This is a genomic window from Gordonia araii NBRC 100433 (assembly GCF_000241265.1).
Lineage (GTDB): Bacteria > Actinomycetota > Actinomycetes > Mycobacteriales > Mycobacteriaceae > Gordonia > Gordonia araii.
Genome location: NZ_BAEE01000048.1, coordinates 95,880 through 111,844, shown reverse-complemented (window position 1 = coordinate 111,844; position 15,965 = coordinate 95,880). Strand labels below are relative to the sequence as shown.

The 15,965-nt window shown below is 68.2% G+C and carries 14 protein-coding genes; 10 read left to right on the top strand and 4 right to left on the bottom strand.

Features of this window, described 5'->3' with window-relative positions; all coding sequences use genetic code 11:
* Window positions 1-30 precede the first annotated feature (30 nt).
* On the bottom strand, window positions 31-993 hold the full coding sequence (locus GOARA_RS20745; RefSeq protein WP_170265567.1) for a hypothetical protein: 963 nt from the start codon (window positions 991-993) through the stop codon (window positions 31-33).
* A gap of 450 nt (window positions 994-1,443) precedes the next feature.
* Here GOARA_RS20745 and GOARA_RS08655 point away from each other — a divergent pair, with 450 nt between their 5' ends.
* The 3 genes from GOARA_RS08655 to GOARA_RS08645 are packed head-to-tail and all read left to right on the top strand — an operon-like array spanning window position 1,444 to window position 3,626.
* Entirely contained in the window at window positions 1,444-1,929 is a 486-nt protein-coding gene (locus GOARA_RS08655) for a helix-turn-helix domain-containing protein (protein ID WP_007321967.1), read from the top strand.
* Between the two features lie 53 nt (window positions 1,930-1,982).
* A complete protein-coding gene (locus GOARA_RS08650) occupies window positions 1,983-2,492 on the top strand; it encodes a hypothetical protein (RefSeq protein WP_007321966.1) in 510 nt (169 codons plus the stop codon).
* A 3-nt stretch (window positions 2,493-2,495) separates the two neighbouring features.
* Window positions 2,496-3,626, top strand: coding sequence for an MAB_1171c family putative transporter (locus tag GOARA_RS08645; RefSeq protein ID WP_007321965.1), 1,131 nt, complete (start codon window positions 2,496-2,498; stop codon window positions 3,624-3,626).
* A gap of 15 nt (window positions 3,627-3,641) precedes the next feature.
* Here the strand turns inward: GOARA_RS08645 and GOARA_RS08640 are convergent, their stop codons facing one another.
* Together GOARA_RS08640 and GOARA_RS08635 are read right to left on the bottom strand one after the other, a co-directional pair.
* Complete coding sequence (locus GOARA_RS08640; RefSeq protein WP_007321964.1) at window positions 3,642-4,526, bottom strand: formate/nitrite transporter family protein; 885 nt, start codon at window positions 4,524-4,526, stop codon at window positions 3,642-3,644.
* Window positions 4,527-4,736: 210 nt separating this feature from the next.
* Complete coding sequence (locus GOARA_RS08635; RefSeq protein WP_007321963.1) at window positions 4,737-5,123, bottom strand: BBE domain-containing protein; 387 nt, start codon at window positions 5,121-5,123, stop codon at window positions 4,737-4,739.
* 258 nt (window positions 5,124-5,381) lie between these two features.
* On the opposite strand from GOARA_RS08635, the gene GOARA_RS08630 reads away from it, so the two are divergent.
* Window positions 5,382-7,517 carry an ABC transporter ATP-binding protein gene (locus GOARA_RS08630; protein WP_007321962.1) on the top strand — a complete coding sequence of 712 codons (2,136 nt, stop codon included), beginning with the start codon at window positions 5,382-5,384 and terminating at the stop codon, window positions 7,515-7,517.
* Complete coding sequence (locus tag GOARA_RS08625; RefSeq protein ID WP_007321961.1) at window positions 7,514-8,272, top strand: energy-coupling factor transporter transmembrane component T family protein; 759 nt, start codon at window positions 7,514-7,516, stop codon at window positions 8,270-8,272. Before GOARA_RS08630 ends, GOARA_RS08625 begins: the two co-directional genes overlap by 4 nt.
* Before the next feature lie 83 nt (window positions 8,273-8,355).
* On the opposite strand, the gene GOARA_RS08620 is transcribed toward GOARA_RS08625, so the two are convergent.
* Window positions 8,356-8,985: a superoxide dismutase gene (locus GOARA_RS08620; RefSeq protein WP_007321960.1), complete on the bottom strand. Its 630-nt coding sequence runs from the start codon at window positions 8,983-8,985 to the stop codon at window positions 8,356-8,358.
* A 540-nt stretch (window positions 8,986-9,525) separates the two neighbouring features.
* Between GOARA_RS08620 and msrA the strand changes: the two genes are divergently transcribed.
* The 5 genes from msrA (at window position 9,526) to GOARA_RS08595 (ending at window position 15,680) form a co-directional block, all read left to right on the top strand.
* Window positions 9,526-10,197, top strand: coding sequence for a peptide-methionine (S)-S-oxide reductase MsrA (msrA, locus tag GOARA_RS08615; protein WP_040522380.1), 672 nt, complete (start codon window positions 9,526-9,528; stop codon window positions 10,195-10,197).
* Window positions 10,194-11,267 carry a winged helix DNA-binding domain-containing protein gene (locus tag GOARA_RS08610; protein ID WP_007321958.1) on the top strand — a complete coding sequence of 358 codons (1,074 nt, stop codon included), beginning with the start codon at window positions 10,194-10,196 and terminating at the stop codon, window positions 11,265-11,267. Before msrA ends, GOARA_RS08610 begins: the two co-directional genes overlap by 4 nt.
* Window positions 11,268-11,388: 121 nt before the next feature.
* Window positions 11,389-13,239, top strand: a complete 1,851-nt coding sequence (locus GOARA_RS08605; RefSeq protein WP_007321957.1) for an ABC transporter ATP-binding protein — start codon at window positions 11,389-11,391, stop codon at window positions 13,237-13,239.
* Window positions 13,236-15,008, top strand: a complete 1,773-nt coding sequence (locus GOARA_RS08600; protein ID WP_007321956.1) for an ABC transporter ATP-binding protein — start codon at window positions 13,236-13,238, stop codon at window positions 15,006-15,008. Before GOARA_RS08605 ends, GOARA_RS08600 begins: the two co-directional genes overlap by 4 nt.
* Before the next feature lie 9 nt (window positions 15,009-15,017).
* Window positions 15,018-15,680, top strand: coding sequence for a TetR/AcrR family transcriptional regulator (locus tag GOARA_RS08595; protein ID WP_007321955.1), 663 nt, complete (start codon window positions 15,018-15,020; stop codon window positions 15,678-15,680).
* The last annotated feature ends 285 nt before the right edge of the window (window positions 15,681-15,965 follow it).

Sequence of the window (15,965 nt, the reverse complement as noted above, 5' to 3'; positions counted from 1 at the left end):
ACCCGGCGGCGCGCCGACCGAAGTCGTCGATCAGCGGCGGATGGCGCGCAAGGCGTCCAGGAAGCGTCCGCTGCCCAGCAGCGCGAGAGTCGACATCGCCATCAGCATGGCCGGGGTGTAGCCGTCGGCGATGCCGCCGAGATCGCCCATGCGGGGCGCGGCGACCGGTTCGACGGTCGTGGTGCGCGCAGGGGGCGACTGCGACGGCGTTGATCCGTTGCCGCCTCGATACGCGGGCGCTCCTGGTCCACCGGGGGTTCCGGGAGCGCCTGGTGCGCCGGGCCCTCCGGAGCCGCTCGGCCCTCCTGGCGCGGGCGGAGCGGGTGGCGCAGGCGGGGCCGCTGGTGCGCCAGGTGTTCCGGGAGCGGGTGTTTGCGGCTGATTCGGTGCGGGTGCACCCGGTGCCGGCCGACCCTGTTGCTGCGGCCGGTTCTGCTGCGGATTGAACGTGCTGCCCGAGTAGTGGTCGTTCGGGCGGGTCGGGGGAGCCTGCTGAGGCTGGTTGGGGCCGCTGTACCGGGGTGCGCCACCGCCTCCGCCTCCGCCGGTCCCACCGGGACGAGGCGGTGCCGGTGTGGTGGTGTCGTCGTTCCCGCCGCCGGGATCAGGAGTCTGGGTGCCGCCCGGGTTCGGGTTCTGGGTGCCGCCGGTGTTGGGATTCTGCTCCTGGCCGTCGCCCCCTTGGCCGCCGTCTCCCTGGTTGCCGCTCGGGCCGGAGTGCGGTCCGGTCTTCCACTTGGGGCCGCCACCTCCGTAGCCGCCGCCGTGTCCATGGCCCCACCCGTTGCCCGGGCCGGAGGGACCGCCGCCGCTGCCGTTGGGGCCTCCCTGGTTGGAGCCGCCGTTGCCACCGTGATTCTGGCCCCACGGGTTACCGGAACCCGGACCGCCCGGTGAACCCGGACCGCCCGGTGAACCCGGACTGCCCGGTGAGCCTCCGTGGTGGCTGGAATGCGGGGGAGTTGCCGAAGTGTCACCGACGCCAACCAGCACTGGAAATGTGATACTCAACACACCTGCCGCCGCGGCCGCCACCGTGACCCGCGCCGCGACGCGTCGCCGCTGTCGTGGAAGGTCGGGATTCATGGTGGTGAGGTCCTGTGGTCCGGCGTGTGGTTGGTTCGCGATACAAGTCTGTGACCTGCGAATACCGGAGAAAGTGCGCGTTCCGGCGTGGTGCCGGTCCCCCCCGGCGACAGTGCAGACTGTGCGGTCGCCTTTACTCGAGCATAAGGCTGAAACCAGGGTACTCGCCGTCCTCGGGGTGTCGGATCCTAGTTGCCACCTCAACTATCGGTAGGGTTAGTCCCTACCTCGTTAGTGCGCCTTCGGTGGGGTGTCTTCCCGCAATGACGCGGCAATTCACCCAAATGGGGTATCCTGAAGAAGATTCACGATTACCCCGGGCCGGGGGTAGACGCAGACCTATTGGAGACGAAGTTCATGACGGCAAGTGAGAACGGCACGACCGGCAACCACTCCGCCGACGTCGAACCAGGCTTGTTCGCACGGCGACTGGAAGAGCTGTTCCGGACGGTGCCCGGACCGAATGGTCGCGCCTACAGCGCCAAGGCTATCGCCCAGCGCTCGACGGAGCGAGGCTTCCGTCTCGGTGAGTCGTACCTGAGCCAGTTGCGCTCCGGGAAGGCGAAATCCCCGTCGTTCCGCACGGTCGAGGGGATCGCCGCCGCGTTCGGTGTCGACGTCCACTACTTCCTCGAGGACGGCGCGGCGCAGCGCACGCGAGACGAGATCGACAAGCTCCGGATGCAGGCCGACGCCGACATTCAGCTCGCCGCCTTCCGACTGGCCGGCCTATCCAGCGACAAGGTGACCGTCATTAACGAGCTGATCAAAGTACTGCGTCAGCAGCAGGGCCTTCCCCAGGACCCGCCGGACGTCGCAGGCACCGGACTCGCATCCAAGTAGGATCGCCGTCGCGGGCGGCTTCGTCCGCGGACCGTCGGTGGGAGTGAGCCTTCATGCGAAGCGAGCGTGCGTTGCGTGCGCTGTGCCGCAGGGAACTGCGCGGTCTTGATCTGGACTTGCCCCTGGACGCCGAGCAGCTCTGCAGCCGCTACGGGCAGCGACGCGGTCGGCCGATCAACGTCATCTCTCATCCGCTGCCCGCCGGCATGCCCAACGGTGTGTGGCTCGCGGCCAGCGACGGCGACTACTTCTTCTGCCAGGCCAATACGTCGCCGCTGCACCGCAACCAGATCATCATCCACGAGTTCGGGCACCTGATCGCCGGGCATCAAATGCTCGGTCAGCTCGACGCCGCAGCACTGCTGGCACCGAGCGAGGAGGACGCCAACGACGCGTTGTCGCGGACCTGCTACTCCGACGAACGCGAATGGGAGGCCGAGATGCTCGCCTCGATCATCGTCGGCTGGGCCGCCGATGCCGCGGGCTCGGTGGACGCCACCGTCTCCGACGACGGTCTGCGGAGAATCCAGCGCTTGCTCGGCGGCCACGGGGGTTGGATGTAGACAGTGGAATCGATACTCCAGGCCGACGTCATCAACGTTGCCGCGCTCGTCGTCTTCGCTCTCGCGGTGTGCTGGCGGATGGATCAGATCCGCCGTCACGGCGGCGGGCTGCAGGCCACCGCGATGACCGTCAGCATCGTCGCTTTCACACTCGCTTTCGTCGCGGCCAACCCGGAGATGGCGAGACGGCTGAATACGGGAGTCTTCGACGGCTTCGCCCGCGTCATGGTGTGGTGCATGCTCGCGCTGGGCGTGGCAGCGCTCGTCGTGGTCTTCTACTACGTTCCAGGCGAATCGGCCCGCGCTCGGCGCGCGGGGATCGAGGCCGTGCCGCTGATGATGGCCGCCGGCGGTCTCCAGATCGCGATGGCCTTCATCCCGCACGACTTGCGGCACAACGAGCTGTCGGGCAACTCGGTCCGCTACTGGGCGTTCGCCGCGTTCTTCCTGATCGCCAGCACCTACCTCACCTACGGTTTCGCGGCGTGCATCAACAGCATCAGGCAGTTCGTGCCGTCGGCCGCGGGGTATCTGCGGGTTTCGCTGATCCTGCTGGTCGCCGGGCTGGCCGCGTTGATGCTGGCCGCCGTCGTGCAGATCGTCTTCATCCTGGGCGCGATGACCCGCTGGTTCCTGGTGCCGTCGATGATCTCGGCCGCCCATCTCTTGACGCTGATCGGGATGTTCGGCTTCCTGCTCGGAATCTGCTACCCGCTCGTCCACGCCCGGTTCCGGTGGGTGCGGGCGCGGTTGACTCTGCGGCAGCAGTACCGCGATCTCGAGCCCCTCTGGCAGATCGTCGCCGACGCGGTGCCCGCGGTGGTGCTGCCCGGCGAGGACGGCAGCGAGCTGAAATCGTCGGCGACCGTGCTGTTCGGGCGCCGGGTGGTCGAGATCCGGGACGCGCTGACCCAGCTGAGCCCGCTGCTCCCCGACGATTTCGACGAGTGCAGTCCCGAGCGCCAGGCCAGACTGATCACCGTCGCGGCGCAGCGCTACGCCGACGAGGGCGAGGCGTCGGGAGAGGTGCGCGACCTGCTCCCGGCGCACGCGTCCACCCTCGTCGGCGATGCCGAGCCGTTGCGCGAGGTATCTCTCGCGCTCACCCGAGACGCCCGCTGGGTCTCGGCCTAGCAAGGGGCGTCCGGGTCAGGCGCCGGCCAGCACGTCGTCGCGGGAGTCCTCGGTCTTCTCGGTCGCTTCGGACGCGGTGCGCTTCGGCCGGGTCTTGTAGTGGGTCACGTAGATCGCCAGCCCGGTGAACAGCAATCCGCCGACCAGGTTGCCCAGCACGGTCGGGATCTCGTTCCACAGCAGGTAGTCGCCCCAGCCGAAGTCGGCGCCGAGCATGATGCCCACGGGGAACAGGAACATGTTGACCACCGAGTGCTCGAAGCCCATGGCGAAGAACAGCAGAATCGGCAGCCACATCACCACGATCTTGCCCAGCACGTCCTTGGCGATCAGTGCGCCGACGACCCCGGTCGACACCATCCAGTTGCACAGCATGCCGCGCACGAACACCGCGAGCCATCCGCCGGCGCCGTGCTCGGCGTATCCGAGCGTGCGGTCGTGACCGATCTCCGAGAGCTTCTGGCCGTAGGCGGCGAACTGGTTGGACGAGTCGTGAATCGTCGTGTCGAAACCGTAGGTGATGAACACCGAGACGAGTAGGGCGACGGTGATCGCACCGGCGAAGTTGCCGACGAAGACCAATCCCCAGTTGCGCAGCACCGATCCCGCGGTCACGCCCGGCCGCTTCGCGAGCCACGCCAGCGGCGCCAGCACGAAGACTCCGGTGAGCAGGTCGTAGCCGAGCAGGTAGAGCAACACGAAACCGATCGGGAACAGCAGCGCCCCGACGATGGGCTGGCCGGTGTCGACGGCCATCTTCACCGCGAACGCCGCTGCCAGGGTCAGCATCGCTCCGGCCATGTAGGCGCGGACCAGCGTGTCGCGGGTGGACATCATGACTTTCGACGCGCCGGCGTCGATCAGCGACACCGCCAGTTCGGGCGGCTTGACGTAGGTCATGGGTGGAACTCCTTCAGCGGTTGAACCGGTATCGGTCCACCGAAACTAGGAATCCCGTGTTTCTCGGCGCGGGCACCGGCGGGTCGCTGCCGTTACGTTTGCCGCACAGCAGCGGCGACGGATCTGTGCGGGCGACGGGCGGTTCGACGTCTGGCGCCGACCGCCGGACGCGGACCCGGAGCCGTTGCAGTGCTCCGGGTCCGCCTCCGCTCAGCCCTCGTCGAGAGGGAGTGGGATGGCCGTGAAGACGCGGTCCGGGTCGTACCGGTCCTTGACCTCGCGCAACCGTGCCGCGTTCGGCCCGTAGGCGTGCGCGACCTGGTCGGCGAACTGTGCGCCCAGCATTATGTTGGCGTAGCCGCCGGGCAGCGCGAGAGCCCCGACCGCCGCGGACGTGGCGTCGGCCCATTCCTGGTGGACCGCGGGATCGTCGCCCGGTTGCCAGACCGAGGCGATCTCGACGGAGAGGTGCGGCGTCCGGATGCCGAACGCGGTGGCATCGACGGGGACCCGCGTCGCCGCGCCGTGGAAGTGGTGCAGCCCGATCGCCGAGAACGGCGAGGTCCGGCTCTCGCCGGCGGCGACCAGGGCGCTCACCAGTTCCGGGGTGTCTCATCGATCGATCACTCCCTGCCCGCTCGGTTGCTGTGGGTGCCGTCGTCGTGTGCGACGGCGCGGGGCGCGGTTGTTCTCGTGCCGCCCCGGCTGAGCCCGATGGGCGCGACCCTACCACTTAATGACAATGAGTGTCATTAAGGAATAGGTTGCCACTGCACGTATGGCGGCTGCTCAGGCGATTCGCCGAAATCGCATCGTTCAGCAAGCTCTCACCTGCGGTCGGGCAGACTGGAAGCGATGTCCAGACATGCCGCCCCCTCGCCCCGGTTACAGGCCCGACGGGAGTTCCTGGCCTCGCGCGACCACCGGGCCGGGGGCCCGCTGCGCCCGCACGAAGTCGCGCTGGCTGCTGTCCTCGGCGGCCTCACGGTCGCCACGGTCGTGGTCGCGCAGGTCCTGCCGATTCTCACGTCGGTCGCACTGCTCGCGCCGGTGCCGCTGGCGCTGGTCGGGCAACGGACCCGCCCACGCACTCTCGTGGCCGTCATCGTCGCGGCTGCGGGCGTCTCTTTCGCGCTCGCCGGACTGTCCGCGGCGGTGTCAGTGGTCGGGGCGGGCGTGGTCGGCGGACTGGTCGGTGAGATGAAGCGCCGCGGTCGCGGTCGTGCGGCCTTCACCGCCGCGTCCTTGGTGATCGCACCGCTGATGGGCGGACTGTCGGTCGTCGTGTTCTGGGTGCTGGTTCCGTTGCGGCGGCTGTTCCTGGCGACCTTGAAGAACACCATCGACGGCTTCGCCAAGGCTCTTGACGAGACCGGCAAGTTCCTGCCGGGCAGCGGCCAGGGATTTGCTCAGACCGCCGACGGACTGCGCGCGCTGACCAACGCGGTCGTCACTTACTGGTGGGCCTGGCTCTGGGTCTCGGGCACCCTCGGAACCCTGTTGTCGCTGTTCATCGCATGGTGGTTGGTGGGCGGCGTTATCGATCGCGTCCGCGCGATCCCCAGTGTGGACACTCTCGACGAACCCCGCCGCGACCTCACCGCTGCCGTGCCGGTCGGTCCGCTGCCAGTCGAACTGGATCAGGTCGGGTTCAGTTACCCGGGCAGTGCCGGCCATGCTCCGGCGCTACGCGACGTCTCCCTGCGCATCGATCCCGGCGAACTCGTCGCGATTGTGGGCGCGAACGGTTCCGGCAAGTCGACGGTCGCCAAGATCCTCGCGGGACGGGCGCCGTCGACCGGGCACGTCCACCGCCCCGGTGACCCGGGTCTGGGGCAGCCGGGCGGTACCGCGATGGTGCTGCAGCGACCGGAAACGCAGATGCTGGGTGCGCGCGTGGCCGATGACGTCGTCTGGGGGCTGCCCGACGATGTCGAGGTCGACGTCGACGCGCTGCTCGCGGAGGTCGGGCTCGACGGACTCGCCGATCGGGATACCGCCGACCTGTCCGGCGGGCAGCAGCAACGGCTGGCCCTGGCGGCGGCGCTGGCCCGCAACCCCGCGCTCCTCATCGCCGACGAGGTCACCTCGATGGTCGACCCGACGGGGCGCGGCGAGCTGCTCGAGGTACTCACCGCCTTGCCTGCCCGTCGTGGTCTCGCCGTCGTCCTGATCACGCACCGGGCCGACGAGGCGGCCGCGGCGGATCGGATCATTCATCTGCGCGAGGGCGAGGTCGACGCTGTTTCGCCGCGCTGGCTCGGCGGCGCCGAAGAGCCCGACACGCAGCCGGTACCGATGCCGCGCCCCGTCTCGCCGCACCGGCCGGGGGAGGTGCTCATCGAGCTGTCCGGCGTCGGGCACCGCTACCAAGCCGGCTCGCCATGGGAGGTCACCGCGCTGCGCGACGTGACGTTGCGCGTCCACCGGGGTGAGGGTCTGCTTATCGTCGGCGGCAACGGATCGGGCAAGTCGACGCTGGCGTGGATCCTCGCCGGCCTCACCAAACCGACGGCCGGGACGGCGGTCTACGAGGGTGCGCCGATCAGCACGCAGGTCGGGGCGGTCAAGCTCACCTTCCAGCACGCGAGACTTCAGCTGCAACGCCCGACGCTGGGGGAGGACATTCAGGCCGCCGGCGGCGTCGAGGTCGGCAGCGCGGAGGTCGCGCGCCTGCTGGACGAAGTCGGGCTGCCGCGCGAATTCGCGGCGCGCAGCACCGACGCGTTGTCGGGCGGGCAGATGCGGCGCGGCGTGCTCGCCGGTGCGCTGGCCGGGCACCCGGAGATCATCGTCGCCGACGAGCCGCTCGCCGGTCTCGATCCGCAGTCGCGAGCCGACGTCGTCGCCCTGTTCCGGCGTCTGCGGGCGGCCGGGCTCACCTTGGTCGTCATCTCCCACGACCTCGACGAGATCGCGGCGGTCTGTGACCGGCAGGTCGAACTGGTCGATGGCGTCCTCGCCCCGGCCCAGGCGGAGGTGGCGTCATGAATGGGCTCCCGTTGCGCGAGATCCCCGGCGATTCGGTGATCCACCGGTTGTGGGCCGGTACCAAGCTGATCGCCATCGGGATGGTCGGCGTTCTGATGTGGGTGCTGCCGTCGTGGCCGGCGCTGGGTGCGGTGGCCGCGGTCGTCGTCGGGGTCGCGCTGCTCGCCGGAATCCCGCTGGGCGCCGTGCCCCGGCCGCCGTGGTGGTTGTGGGCGCTGGCCGCCGCGAGCGTGGCCCTCTCGACCCTGGTCGCCGGCGTCTCCGGCGGACTGGTGACCGCCCGCAGCGTCGTGCTCGGATTACTCGTCATCGCCGTCTCGGTACTCGTCGTCTGGACTACGCCGGCGAGCCAGCTCGCCCCGGCGATCGCGACATTGATGACCCCGCTGAGGTGGCTGCGCCTTCCGGTCGACGAGTGGGCCGTGGTCATCGCCCTGTGCTTGCGGTCGCTGCCGCTGATGGTCGACGAACTCATGATCTTGCGTGCCGTTCACCGCCTGCGCCCGCGCGCGCCGGCGAACGCCCGGCACCCGTCGTCGCAACTGACCCTGGTCGACATGGTCGTCGCGGCCCTCTCGTCGGCGCTGCGACGGTCGGCCGAGATGGGTGAGGCGATCACCGCGCGCGGCGGGACAGGCCGACTCGCCGCCGACGCCGCTCGGCCCGGCCGGATCGATTGGGTCGCCCTGGCGATCATGGCCGTCGTGCTGGTGGCCGCGATCGCCGGATCCTTCCTGATCGACGGAGCGATGTAGCGCTAGAAACAAAATCGTCCGGCATAGCGCCGGTCGTGGTCGATATGACCACGACGGTGGCTATGCCGGACGAATTTGTCGTATCAGGCCGAAACGACGAGGCCCGAGCCCTGCTTGACCGCGCGGTCGTAGCGCTCGCCGGCGTCGGCCCAGTTCACGACGTTCCACCACGCCTTGACGTAGTCGGGCTTCACGTTCTGGTAGTCGAGGTAGAAGGCGTGCTCCCACATGTCGAGCATGACGACCGGGATGAGAGCGGCCGAGGTGTTGCCGCTCTGGTCGGTCAGCTGCTGGATGACCAGGCGCTGACCGATGGTGTCGTAGCCGAGGATCGCCCAGCCCGAACCCTGCAGGGTCGTGGCAGCGGCGGTGAAGTGAGCCTGGAACTTGTCGAATCCGCCGAAGTCGTTGTTGATCGCGTCCGCCAGGTCGCCGGTAGGCTCGCCGCCGCCGTTGGGGGACAGGTTCTTCCAGAAGATCGAGTGGTTCGTGTGGCCGCCCAGGTGGAAGGACAGGTTCGCCGAGAGCCCGTAGACCTTATCGGCGATCGTGCCGTCTTCGCGGGCCGCGGCCAGCTTCTCCAGCGCGGTGTTGGCGCCCTTCACATAGGTCGCGTGGTGCTTGTCGTGGTGCAGCTCCATGATGCGGCCCGAGATGTGGGGCTCCAGCGCGCCGTAGTCGTAGTCGAGATCGGGCAGAGTGTATTCAGCCACTTGTCTTCCCTTCGCAGTTTCAGTTTTCGGTCGTTCTCACCTGACTATTCCACCGTATCGCTCCGCGTGGGGGCTTCGAGTCGGCGGATCCGGGAATCGCCACCGCCGACCGTGCCCAGAATCCCGCCGACCGTGCCCAGAATCCCGCCGACCGTGCCCAGAATCCCGCCGACCGTGCCCAGAATCCCGCCGACCGTGCCCGAACTGCGCAGCGAGAATCAGGCGAAGTGGAACGACCCGACGTCCGGCGTCAGATGGCGAGTACGACGAGGAGGATCGCGAGCGGGACGATCGTGGCGACCGTCCACAAACAGGAGCCCGAGATGTCATAAGAGGGCATGGGCTGTGATGACAGGTCCGCCGAACGTGTCGTCGTCGCCATACTTCCTCTTCCTCTCGGGGGTCGTCGCACAGATTGACGATGGTGAACTGCATCACACATCGATGTGACGGTCATCATAGACACGGGTTTTGGCCGAACTCAAACCAACGGTCCTTCTAGCGCTCGCACCGGCGCGACATCCGCGTACGATCGAGGTCATGTCCTGGGGTTTCACCGGTCGGAAGCAAGTGTTGGTCGACGCGGACGATGCATTGGAAGGACGCGATCGGCCGATGCCGGTCGCTGATCGCAACATCGTCCTCGGCACACCGATGGTCTCGAGCAACGGCATCTGTGATTGGGGGCCCGGCCGGCGCGCGGTCGTCCTCGGCGGCGGCTGCTTCTGGGGCGTCGAGGAGATCTGCTGGCAGCTGCCCGGCATCTACACCACCGCCGTGGGGTACGCGGGCGGCTTCACGCCCAACCCGACCTACGAAGAGGTCTGCACGGCGCGGACCGGACACACCGAAGCGGTCCTGGTTGTGTTCGACGAGAACGAAACCGACCTGCCGACGATCCTGCGGGTGTTCTTCGAGACGCACGACCCGACACAGGAGATGCGGCAGGGTAACGACATTGGCACGCAATACCGGTCGGCGATCTATACCTGCACCGCCGAGGACGCGCAGGTCGCCCGCGAGGTCGCCGAGCGGTTCCAGCCGGCGCTGACCGCCGCCGGCTATGGGCCGATCACCACCGAGATAGCGCCGCTGAGCGACGCCGGCGACGGGCGGTTCTACTACGCCGAGGACTATCACCAGCAGTATCTCGCGAAGAACCCGAACGGGTACCGCTGCCACGCGTCGACCGGGGTGACCTTCGCGTCGTGATCACGCTCGCGCAGTGGAACCGCACACTGTTGTCGCGTCAGCATCTGCTCGATCGGATCGATGAGGACGTCATCGAAGTCCTGGACCGCTGTGTCGGGCTTCAGGCGCAGGATCCGCGTCCGCCGTTTTTCGGATTGTGGTCGCGCATCGCGGGATTCGATCCCGCCGACTACGACGATCTGCTCGTCGACCGGGAGATCGTGCGGTCGGTCGTGCTGCGCGGCACACTGCTCACGATGGATGCGCACGACGCGCGGTGGATGCGGGCGCTGGTGCAGCCGCGGATCGACGCCTTCACCCGCGGCACGCACAAGCTCCCCGACGGCGTCGCGGCCGACGCGGTCGTCGAGGCCGGTCGTGAGGCGATCTCGGGTGGCGAGGTGCCGTCACGGCAGTTGCGGGAGTTACTCGCGAAGCGCTGGCCGGACGCGCCGGTCGCCGACCTCATGGCGGTGGTGCGCAACGCCTTGCACCTGGTGCAGGTACCGCCGCGCGGAACCTGGGCGTCGGCCAACGGCGGCGGAGATCCCACCTACGCGTTGCTCGACGACTGGATCGGCCCCGGCGAACCCGCCGTCGTCGACGACGAGGCGCGCAAGGACCTGATCCGCATGTACCTGCGCGGCTTCGGCCCCGCGAGCATCGCGGGAATCCAGACGTGGGCGGGATTGACCGGGCTGGGCAAGCTGGTGAAAGCGATGACGGCCGACTGGGAGCTGGCTCGCGTCGACGGTCCGAACGGCGAGGAACTCTACGACCTCGACGGCCTGCCGATCGCCGACGGCGACGAACCCGCGCCGGTTCGCCTCGTCGCGCCCTTCGACCACATCCTCGTCGCGCAGGCACCGGCCGACCGGATTCGCGTCGCCGATCCCGACGTATTCGCCAAGACCGTCACGCCCAACGGGCGAAGCCCCGGCTTCGTCCTCGTCGACGGCCGGCTGGCCGGGACCTGGAAGGTCGCCGATACCGAACCGGTGATCGACTACCTCGTCGACGTCCCGCCCGCACAGCGCCGCGAGGTCGCTGAGGAGGCGCAGCGCTTGCGCGAGTTCCTGGCCACCGACTGACGAGCGAGCGCCGAACACGTGTCGAAGACCCTCTTGCGGGACTCGCCGCGCCTGGTTATTGTGAAGCCCATTCACAAATGGGTTTGGTTACCCTAACTTATTGCGAGCGAGGCATACGTTCATGACAGTGACAGCGATCGAACCCGCGGTGCAGACGCCGCCGGAACCGCAACCGAATGACCTCAAGGCCCAGCAGCGGGCCGACGCGAAAGCGCTCAAGGACCTGATTCGCCCGGTGGCCGCCCAATTGAACGTGGGCAGGGCGCTGGCCGTCATCTCCGCGGTGCTCGCCGTCGTTCCCTACATCGCACTGGTCCACATCGGCGCCAGTCTGCTCGACTCCGCGCGCACCGACACCGCCGTCGACGGCGACGAGGTCGGTCGCTGGCTCCGGATCCTGATCATCACGTTCACGCTCCGGCTGGGCATCTACTTCCTCGCGCTGCTGATCACCCACTTCGCCGACATCCGGTTCGGTCACCTCGTCCGCGAGCGCATGGTCGCGCGGTTGTCGAAGGTTCCGCTCAACTGGTTCACCTCGACGAACTCGGGCCGTGTGCGCACAGCCCTGCAGGACGACATCGGCACCGTCCACCACCTGATCGCACACCAGCCGGTCGACGGCACGAACGCCATCGTGATGCCGCTCGCGCTCATGGTCTACGCGTTCATCGTCGATTGGCGCCTCGGTCTGCTGTCCATCGCGACGCTGCCGCTCTACGCGACGATGATGGCGTTCAGCATGCGCGGCATGGGCGAGAAGACCGTCGAGATGGATCAGCGGCTGGCGACCGTCTCCGCCCGCATGGTCGAGTTCGTCACCGGCATTTCGGTGGTCAAGGCCTTCGGCCGGGTCGGCCGGGCGCACCGCGCCTACCAGGAGGCGGCCGACGAGTTCCAGGAGTTCTACTACGCCTGGGTGAAGCCGATGATCCGGGGCAGTTCGCTGGGGATTTCGCTGCTCGCCGTCCCGTTGATCTTGCTGATCAACATCGGCGGTGGCGCCTGGCTCGTGCACCGCGGCACGGTCACCCCCGCCGACGTGCTGGCGACCTCGCTGATCGCGCTGCTGGTCCCGTACGCACTGGAGACGCTGATGTCGGCCATGTGGTCGCAGCAGATGGCCGGTGCGGCGGCCACCCGCCTCGTCACCCTCCTCGACACTCCGGCGCTGCCCGACGACGGCCAGGGCGCGGTACCCGCCGGCGGCGAGGTCGTCTTCGACGACGTCAGCTACTCGTACGGACAGGGAGACGACGCCGTACTCGCCCTCGACGGGGTGAGCTTCACCCTCCGCGAGGGCACGATCACCGCGCTCGTCGGACCGTCGGGCTCGGGGAAGTCGACTATCGCGACGCTGCTCGCTCGCTTCGACGATCCGCGGTCGGGCACCATCAGCATCGGTGGTGTGCCGGTCGGCCAGATCGCCGACCTCTATTCGCACGTCGGGTTCGTGCTGCAAGATCCGCAGTTGCTGGGCATCAGCATCCGCGACAACATCGCCCTGGGCAGGCCCGACGCCACCGACGAACAGATCCGCGCCGCGGCCCGCGCCGCTCGCGTGCTCGACGAGATCGAGGCCCTGCCGAACGGCCTGGACACCGTCTACGGCAGTGACACGGGGCTCTCCGGCGGACAGGCGCAGCGCATCGCGATCGCCCGCGCACTCCTCGTCGACGCGCCGATCCTCATCCTCGACGAGGCGACGGCGCTGACCGACCTGGAATCGCAGCACCAGATTCAGCAGGCGCTGTCGGAGCTGGTCAAAGGCCGGACCGTGCTGCTCATCGGACACCGGCCCGAGGTGATCACGGGCGTCGACCAGATCGTCCTCGTCGAATCCGGCCGCGTCGTCGCGACCGGCACGCACGACGACCTGCTCGCCGAACGGGGCTACGCGCGCCTGTGGGAATCCGCCGGCCACGCCCTGGAAGACGAAACCGACAACGCGATCCAAGGAGACCGTCGATGAGCACGACCCAACCGAACCTGCCGCTGCTCGACGTCGTACCGCGCATGCGGCGCATGGTGTCCAATCCGGACGCGCTACAGCCGGCGATCGCGATCGCCGTGCTGTGCGGGCTCGCTGAAGGGCTCGCGCTGGCGGCGATGCTGCCCGCGATCAGTTCGTTGGCTTCTGGCGAACCCGTGTGGGGCATGGGACTGGGCGGCTGGCTGTGGGTTTTCGCCTTCCTCGCCGCGGCCAGTTTCGGGCTGAACTACTGGCAGAGTCAGCGGACCTACGCGGTGGCGCTGGACTTCCTGAAGAGCATCCACCGCATCATCGGCGACCAGGTGTCGAAGCAACCGCTGGGGTGGTTCGCCCGCCCGGTCGCCGGCCGGTTGTCGCGAATGGTGTCCACCGAGCTGATGATGGCCGGCGAGATCTTCGCGCACATGCTCGGCCCGCTCGTTTCACGCATCACCTCGGCCGTGGTCATCGTGATCGCCGCCTGGTGCTGGAACCCGGTGCTCGGTCTTGTCCTTACCCTCGCGGCCCCGGTGTTCATCGTCATCACGCTGGTGTCGACGGCGTTCATGCGCAAGGGCCGCAACCTTCACGAGCCGGAGGAGGTCATCCTCGCCGACCGCATCGTCGAGTTCTCGCAGTGCCAGGGCGCGCTGCGCTCATGCGGCCGCTCCGACGACTTCCCGCCGCTGCAAGACGCGCTGGAGCAGACCCGTGCGACCAAGCATCGCGCCCTGTGGTTGGAGACGGTGGGACTGCTGTTCAGCGGCATGGCGACCCAGGCCGTGGTCGTCGCGCTGATCAGCGTGACGGGCACACTCGCCGTCTCCGGGTCGTTGGAGCCGATCCCGGCGTTGGCGTTCATCGGCCTCGCCCTGCGGTTCACGACGACACTGTCGACGATCACCGAAGCCTCGATGTCGCTGGAATCGCGGCGCCCGTTGCTCGATGCACTCGACGAGGTGCTCACCGCGCAACCGCTGCCCGAGGCGACGACGGCGGCCGACTTGCCCGCGCCGGGCACGATCGAGCTGGACGACGTGGCGTTCTCGTACTCTGCCGACAGCGCCGCGGTTCTGCGGAACGTTTCGCTGTCGGTGCCGGCGGGTTCGATGGTCGCGCTGGTCGGCCCGTCGGGCAGCGGCAAGACGACGGTCGCCCGACTCGTCAGCCGCTTCTACGACGTCGATTCGGGTGTGGTTCGGGTCGGCGGCACACCGGTCGCCGAGCAAACCGGCGAGCAGCTGATGGGCCAGTTGTCGATGGTGTTCCAGGACGTGTACCTGTTCGACGACACCCTCGAGGCGAACATCGCGGTGGGCCGCGAGGATGCGACGGCGGGCGAGATCCGCGAAGCCGCCGACCTGGCGGGTGTCACCGAGATCGCCGAGCGCCTGCCGGAGGGCTGGGCGACCCGCGTCGGTGAGGGCGGCCGCGCGCTGTCCGGCGGTGAGCGTCAGCGCGTGGCGATCGCTCGCGCACTGCTGAAACGGGCGTCCATCGTCCTCCTCGACGAGGCGACGTCGGCTCTCGACGTGGAGAACGAGGCGAATGTCGTTGCCGCCGTGGAGAAGCTGCGTGAGCAGGCGACCATCCTGATCATCGCCCACCGGCTCGACACGATCGCCAAGGCCGACCAGATCGTGTCCCTCGATGGCGATGGACGGGTCGAGCGCGTCGGCACGCACGACGAGCTGCTCGCCGCGGGCGGGACGTACGCGGGCTTCTGGGACCGTCTGCGCAGTGCCCAGGGGTGGCAGCTCACGAACTAATCTGGATCCGTGCATGTGACGACGCCCGAACCGGAGCCGCCCGCTGTTCGCGCCGGCAAGCGCGCGGGCCGAAAGCCGGCGTTCACCGCGGCCGACGTCGTCGAAGCGGCGATCGCCGAGGGCATGGACACCTTCACGATGAGTGCGGTGGCCGACCGCCTCGGTGTCGTGACCGGGGCGATCTACCGGCTCTTCCCGTCCCGGGACGATCTGGTGATCGCCTGTCTGGATACGGCGGCGGCGACGCTGCGCGTGCCCACGCCGGGTACGGGATGGCGAGAGGTGTTGCGGCTGTGGTCCGACGAGTGCTGGCGGGTGTGCGAGGAGTATCCCGGTCTGAGTCGGCTGGTCTATGCGCTCCCCACCGCCTTCACCCGAATCGACCACATCTTCGCCGCGTATGCGGAGGCGCTGGCCGGTGCGGGACGAACCCGGGGGCAGGCGATGTTCGCGCTCGATTTCCTCGGCGACACCATCTTCGCCTCGTACCTGAGCATCGATTCCATGCGTGCCATCGACTCCGACGGGGCGACCGGTCTCGACCGTGTGCGCGAGGCGCTCGACGATGATTCGACGATGCGCCCGCAGGATTCATGGACCGAACGAGGCGCGGTGGATGCGAAGGTCGATTTCATCATCGACGGCTTGGAACGGAATTGGCCGGAGATCTGAGCGCCCGAGGAGTTGTCCACACGTTGTCCACAGGCAATATCAGTTTTGTGGCAATCTACAAACACATCGTGTCCAAATTCGAAATAGTGCTGGGAATTCACCGGCGCTCGCGTGAATTGGTGGCGCAGTTCACAATTGGGCTGGTTTGTGGCCACACTGCTCAATCGGGGATTCACTCTCATGTAGTGGTTCAGGGGGCGAATCTTTGCGGGTAAAACGCCTATGCCCGTGACCTGTGGATATCTTCGCCGGCCTGGCCGGCGTGGGATCCGTGCTTGACACCGG

Bases quoted from the DNA above. Each gene is read 5' to 3' on its own strand.
- GOARA_RS08655 (WP_007321967.1), top strand. From the start codon at position 1,444: ATGACGGCAAGTGAGAACGGCACGACCGGCAACCACTCCGCCGACGTC.
- GOARA_RS08650 (WP_007321966.1), top strand. From the start codon at position 1,983: ATGCGAAGCGAGCGTGCGTTGCGTGCGCTGTGCCGCAGGGAACTGCGC.
- GOARA_RS08640 (WP_007321964.1), bottom strand. From the start codon at position 4,526: ATGACCTACGTCAAGCCGCCCGAACTGGCGGTGTCGCTGATCGACGCC.
- GOARA_RS08630 (WP_007321962.1), top strand. From the start codon at position 5,382: ATGTCCAGACATGCCGCCCCCTCGCCCCGGTTACAGGCCCGACGGGAG.
- GOARA_RS08625 (WP_007321961.1), top strand. From the start codon at position 7,514: ATGAATGGGCTCCCGTTGCGCGAGATCCCCGGCGATTCGGTGATCCAC.
- msrA (WP_040522380.1), top strand. From the start codon at position 9,526: ATGTCCTGGGGTTTCACCGGTCGGAAGCAAGTGTTGGTCGACGCGGAC.
- GOARA_RS08605 (WP_007321957.1), top strand. From the start codon at position 11,389: ATGACAGTGACAGCGATCGAACCCGCGGTGCAGACGCCGCCGGAACCG.
- GOARA_RS08600 (WP_007321956.1), top strand. From the start codon at position 13,236: ATGAGCACGACCCAACCGAACCTGCCGCTGCTCGACGTCGTACCGCGC.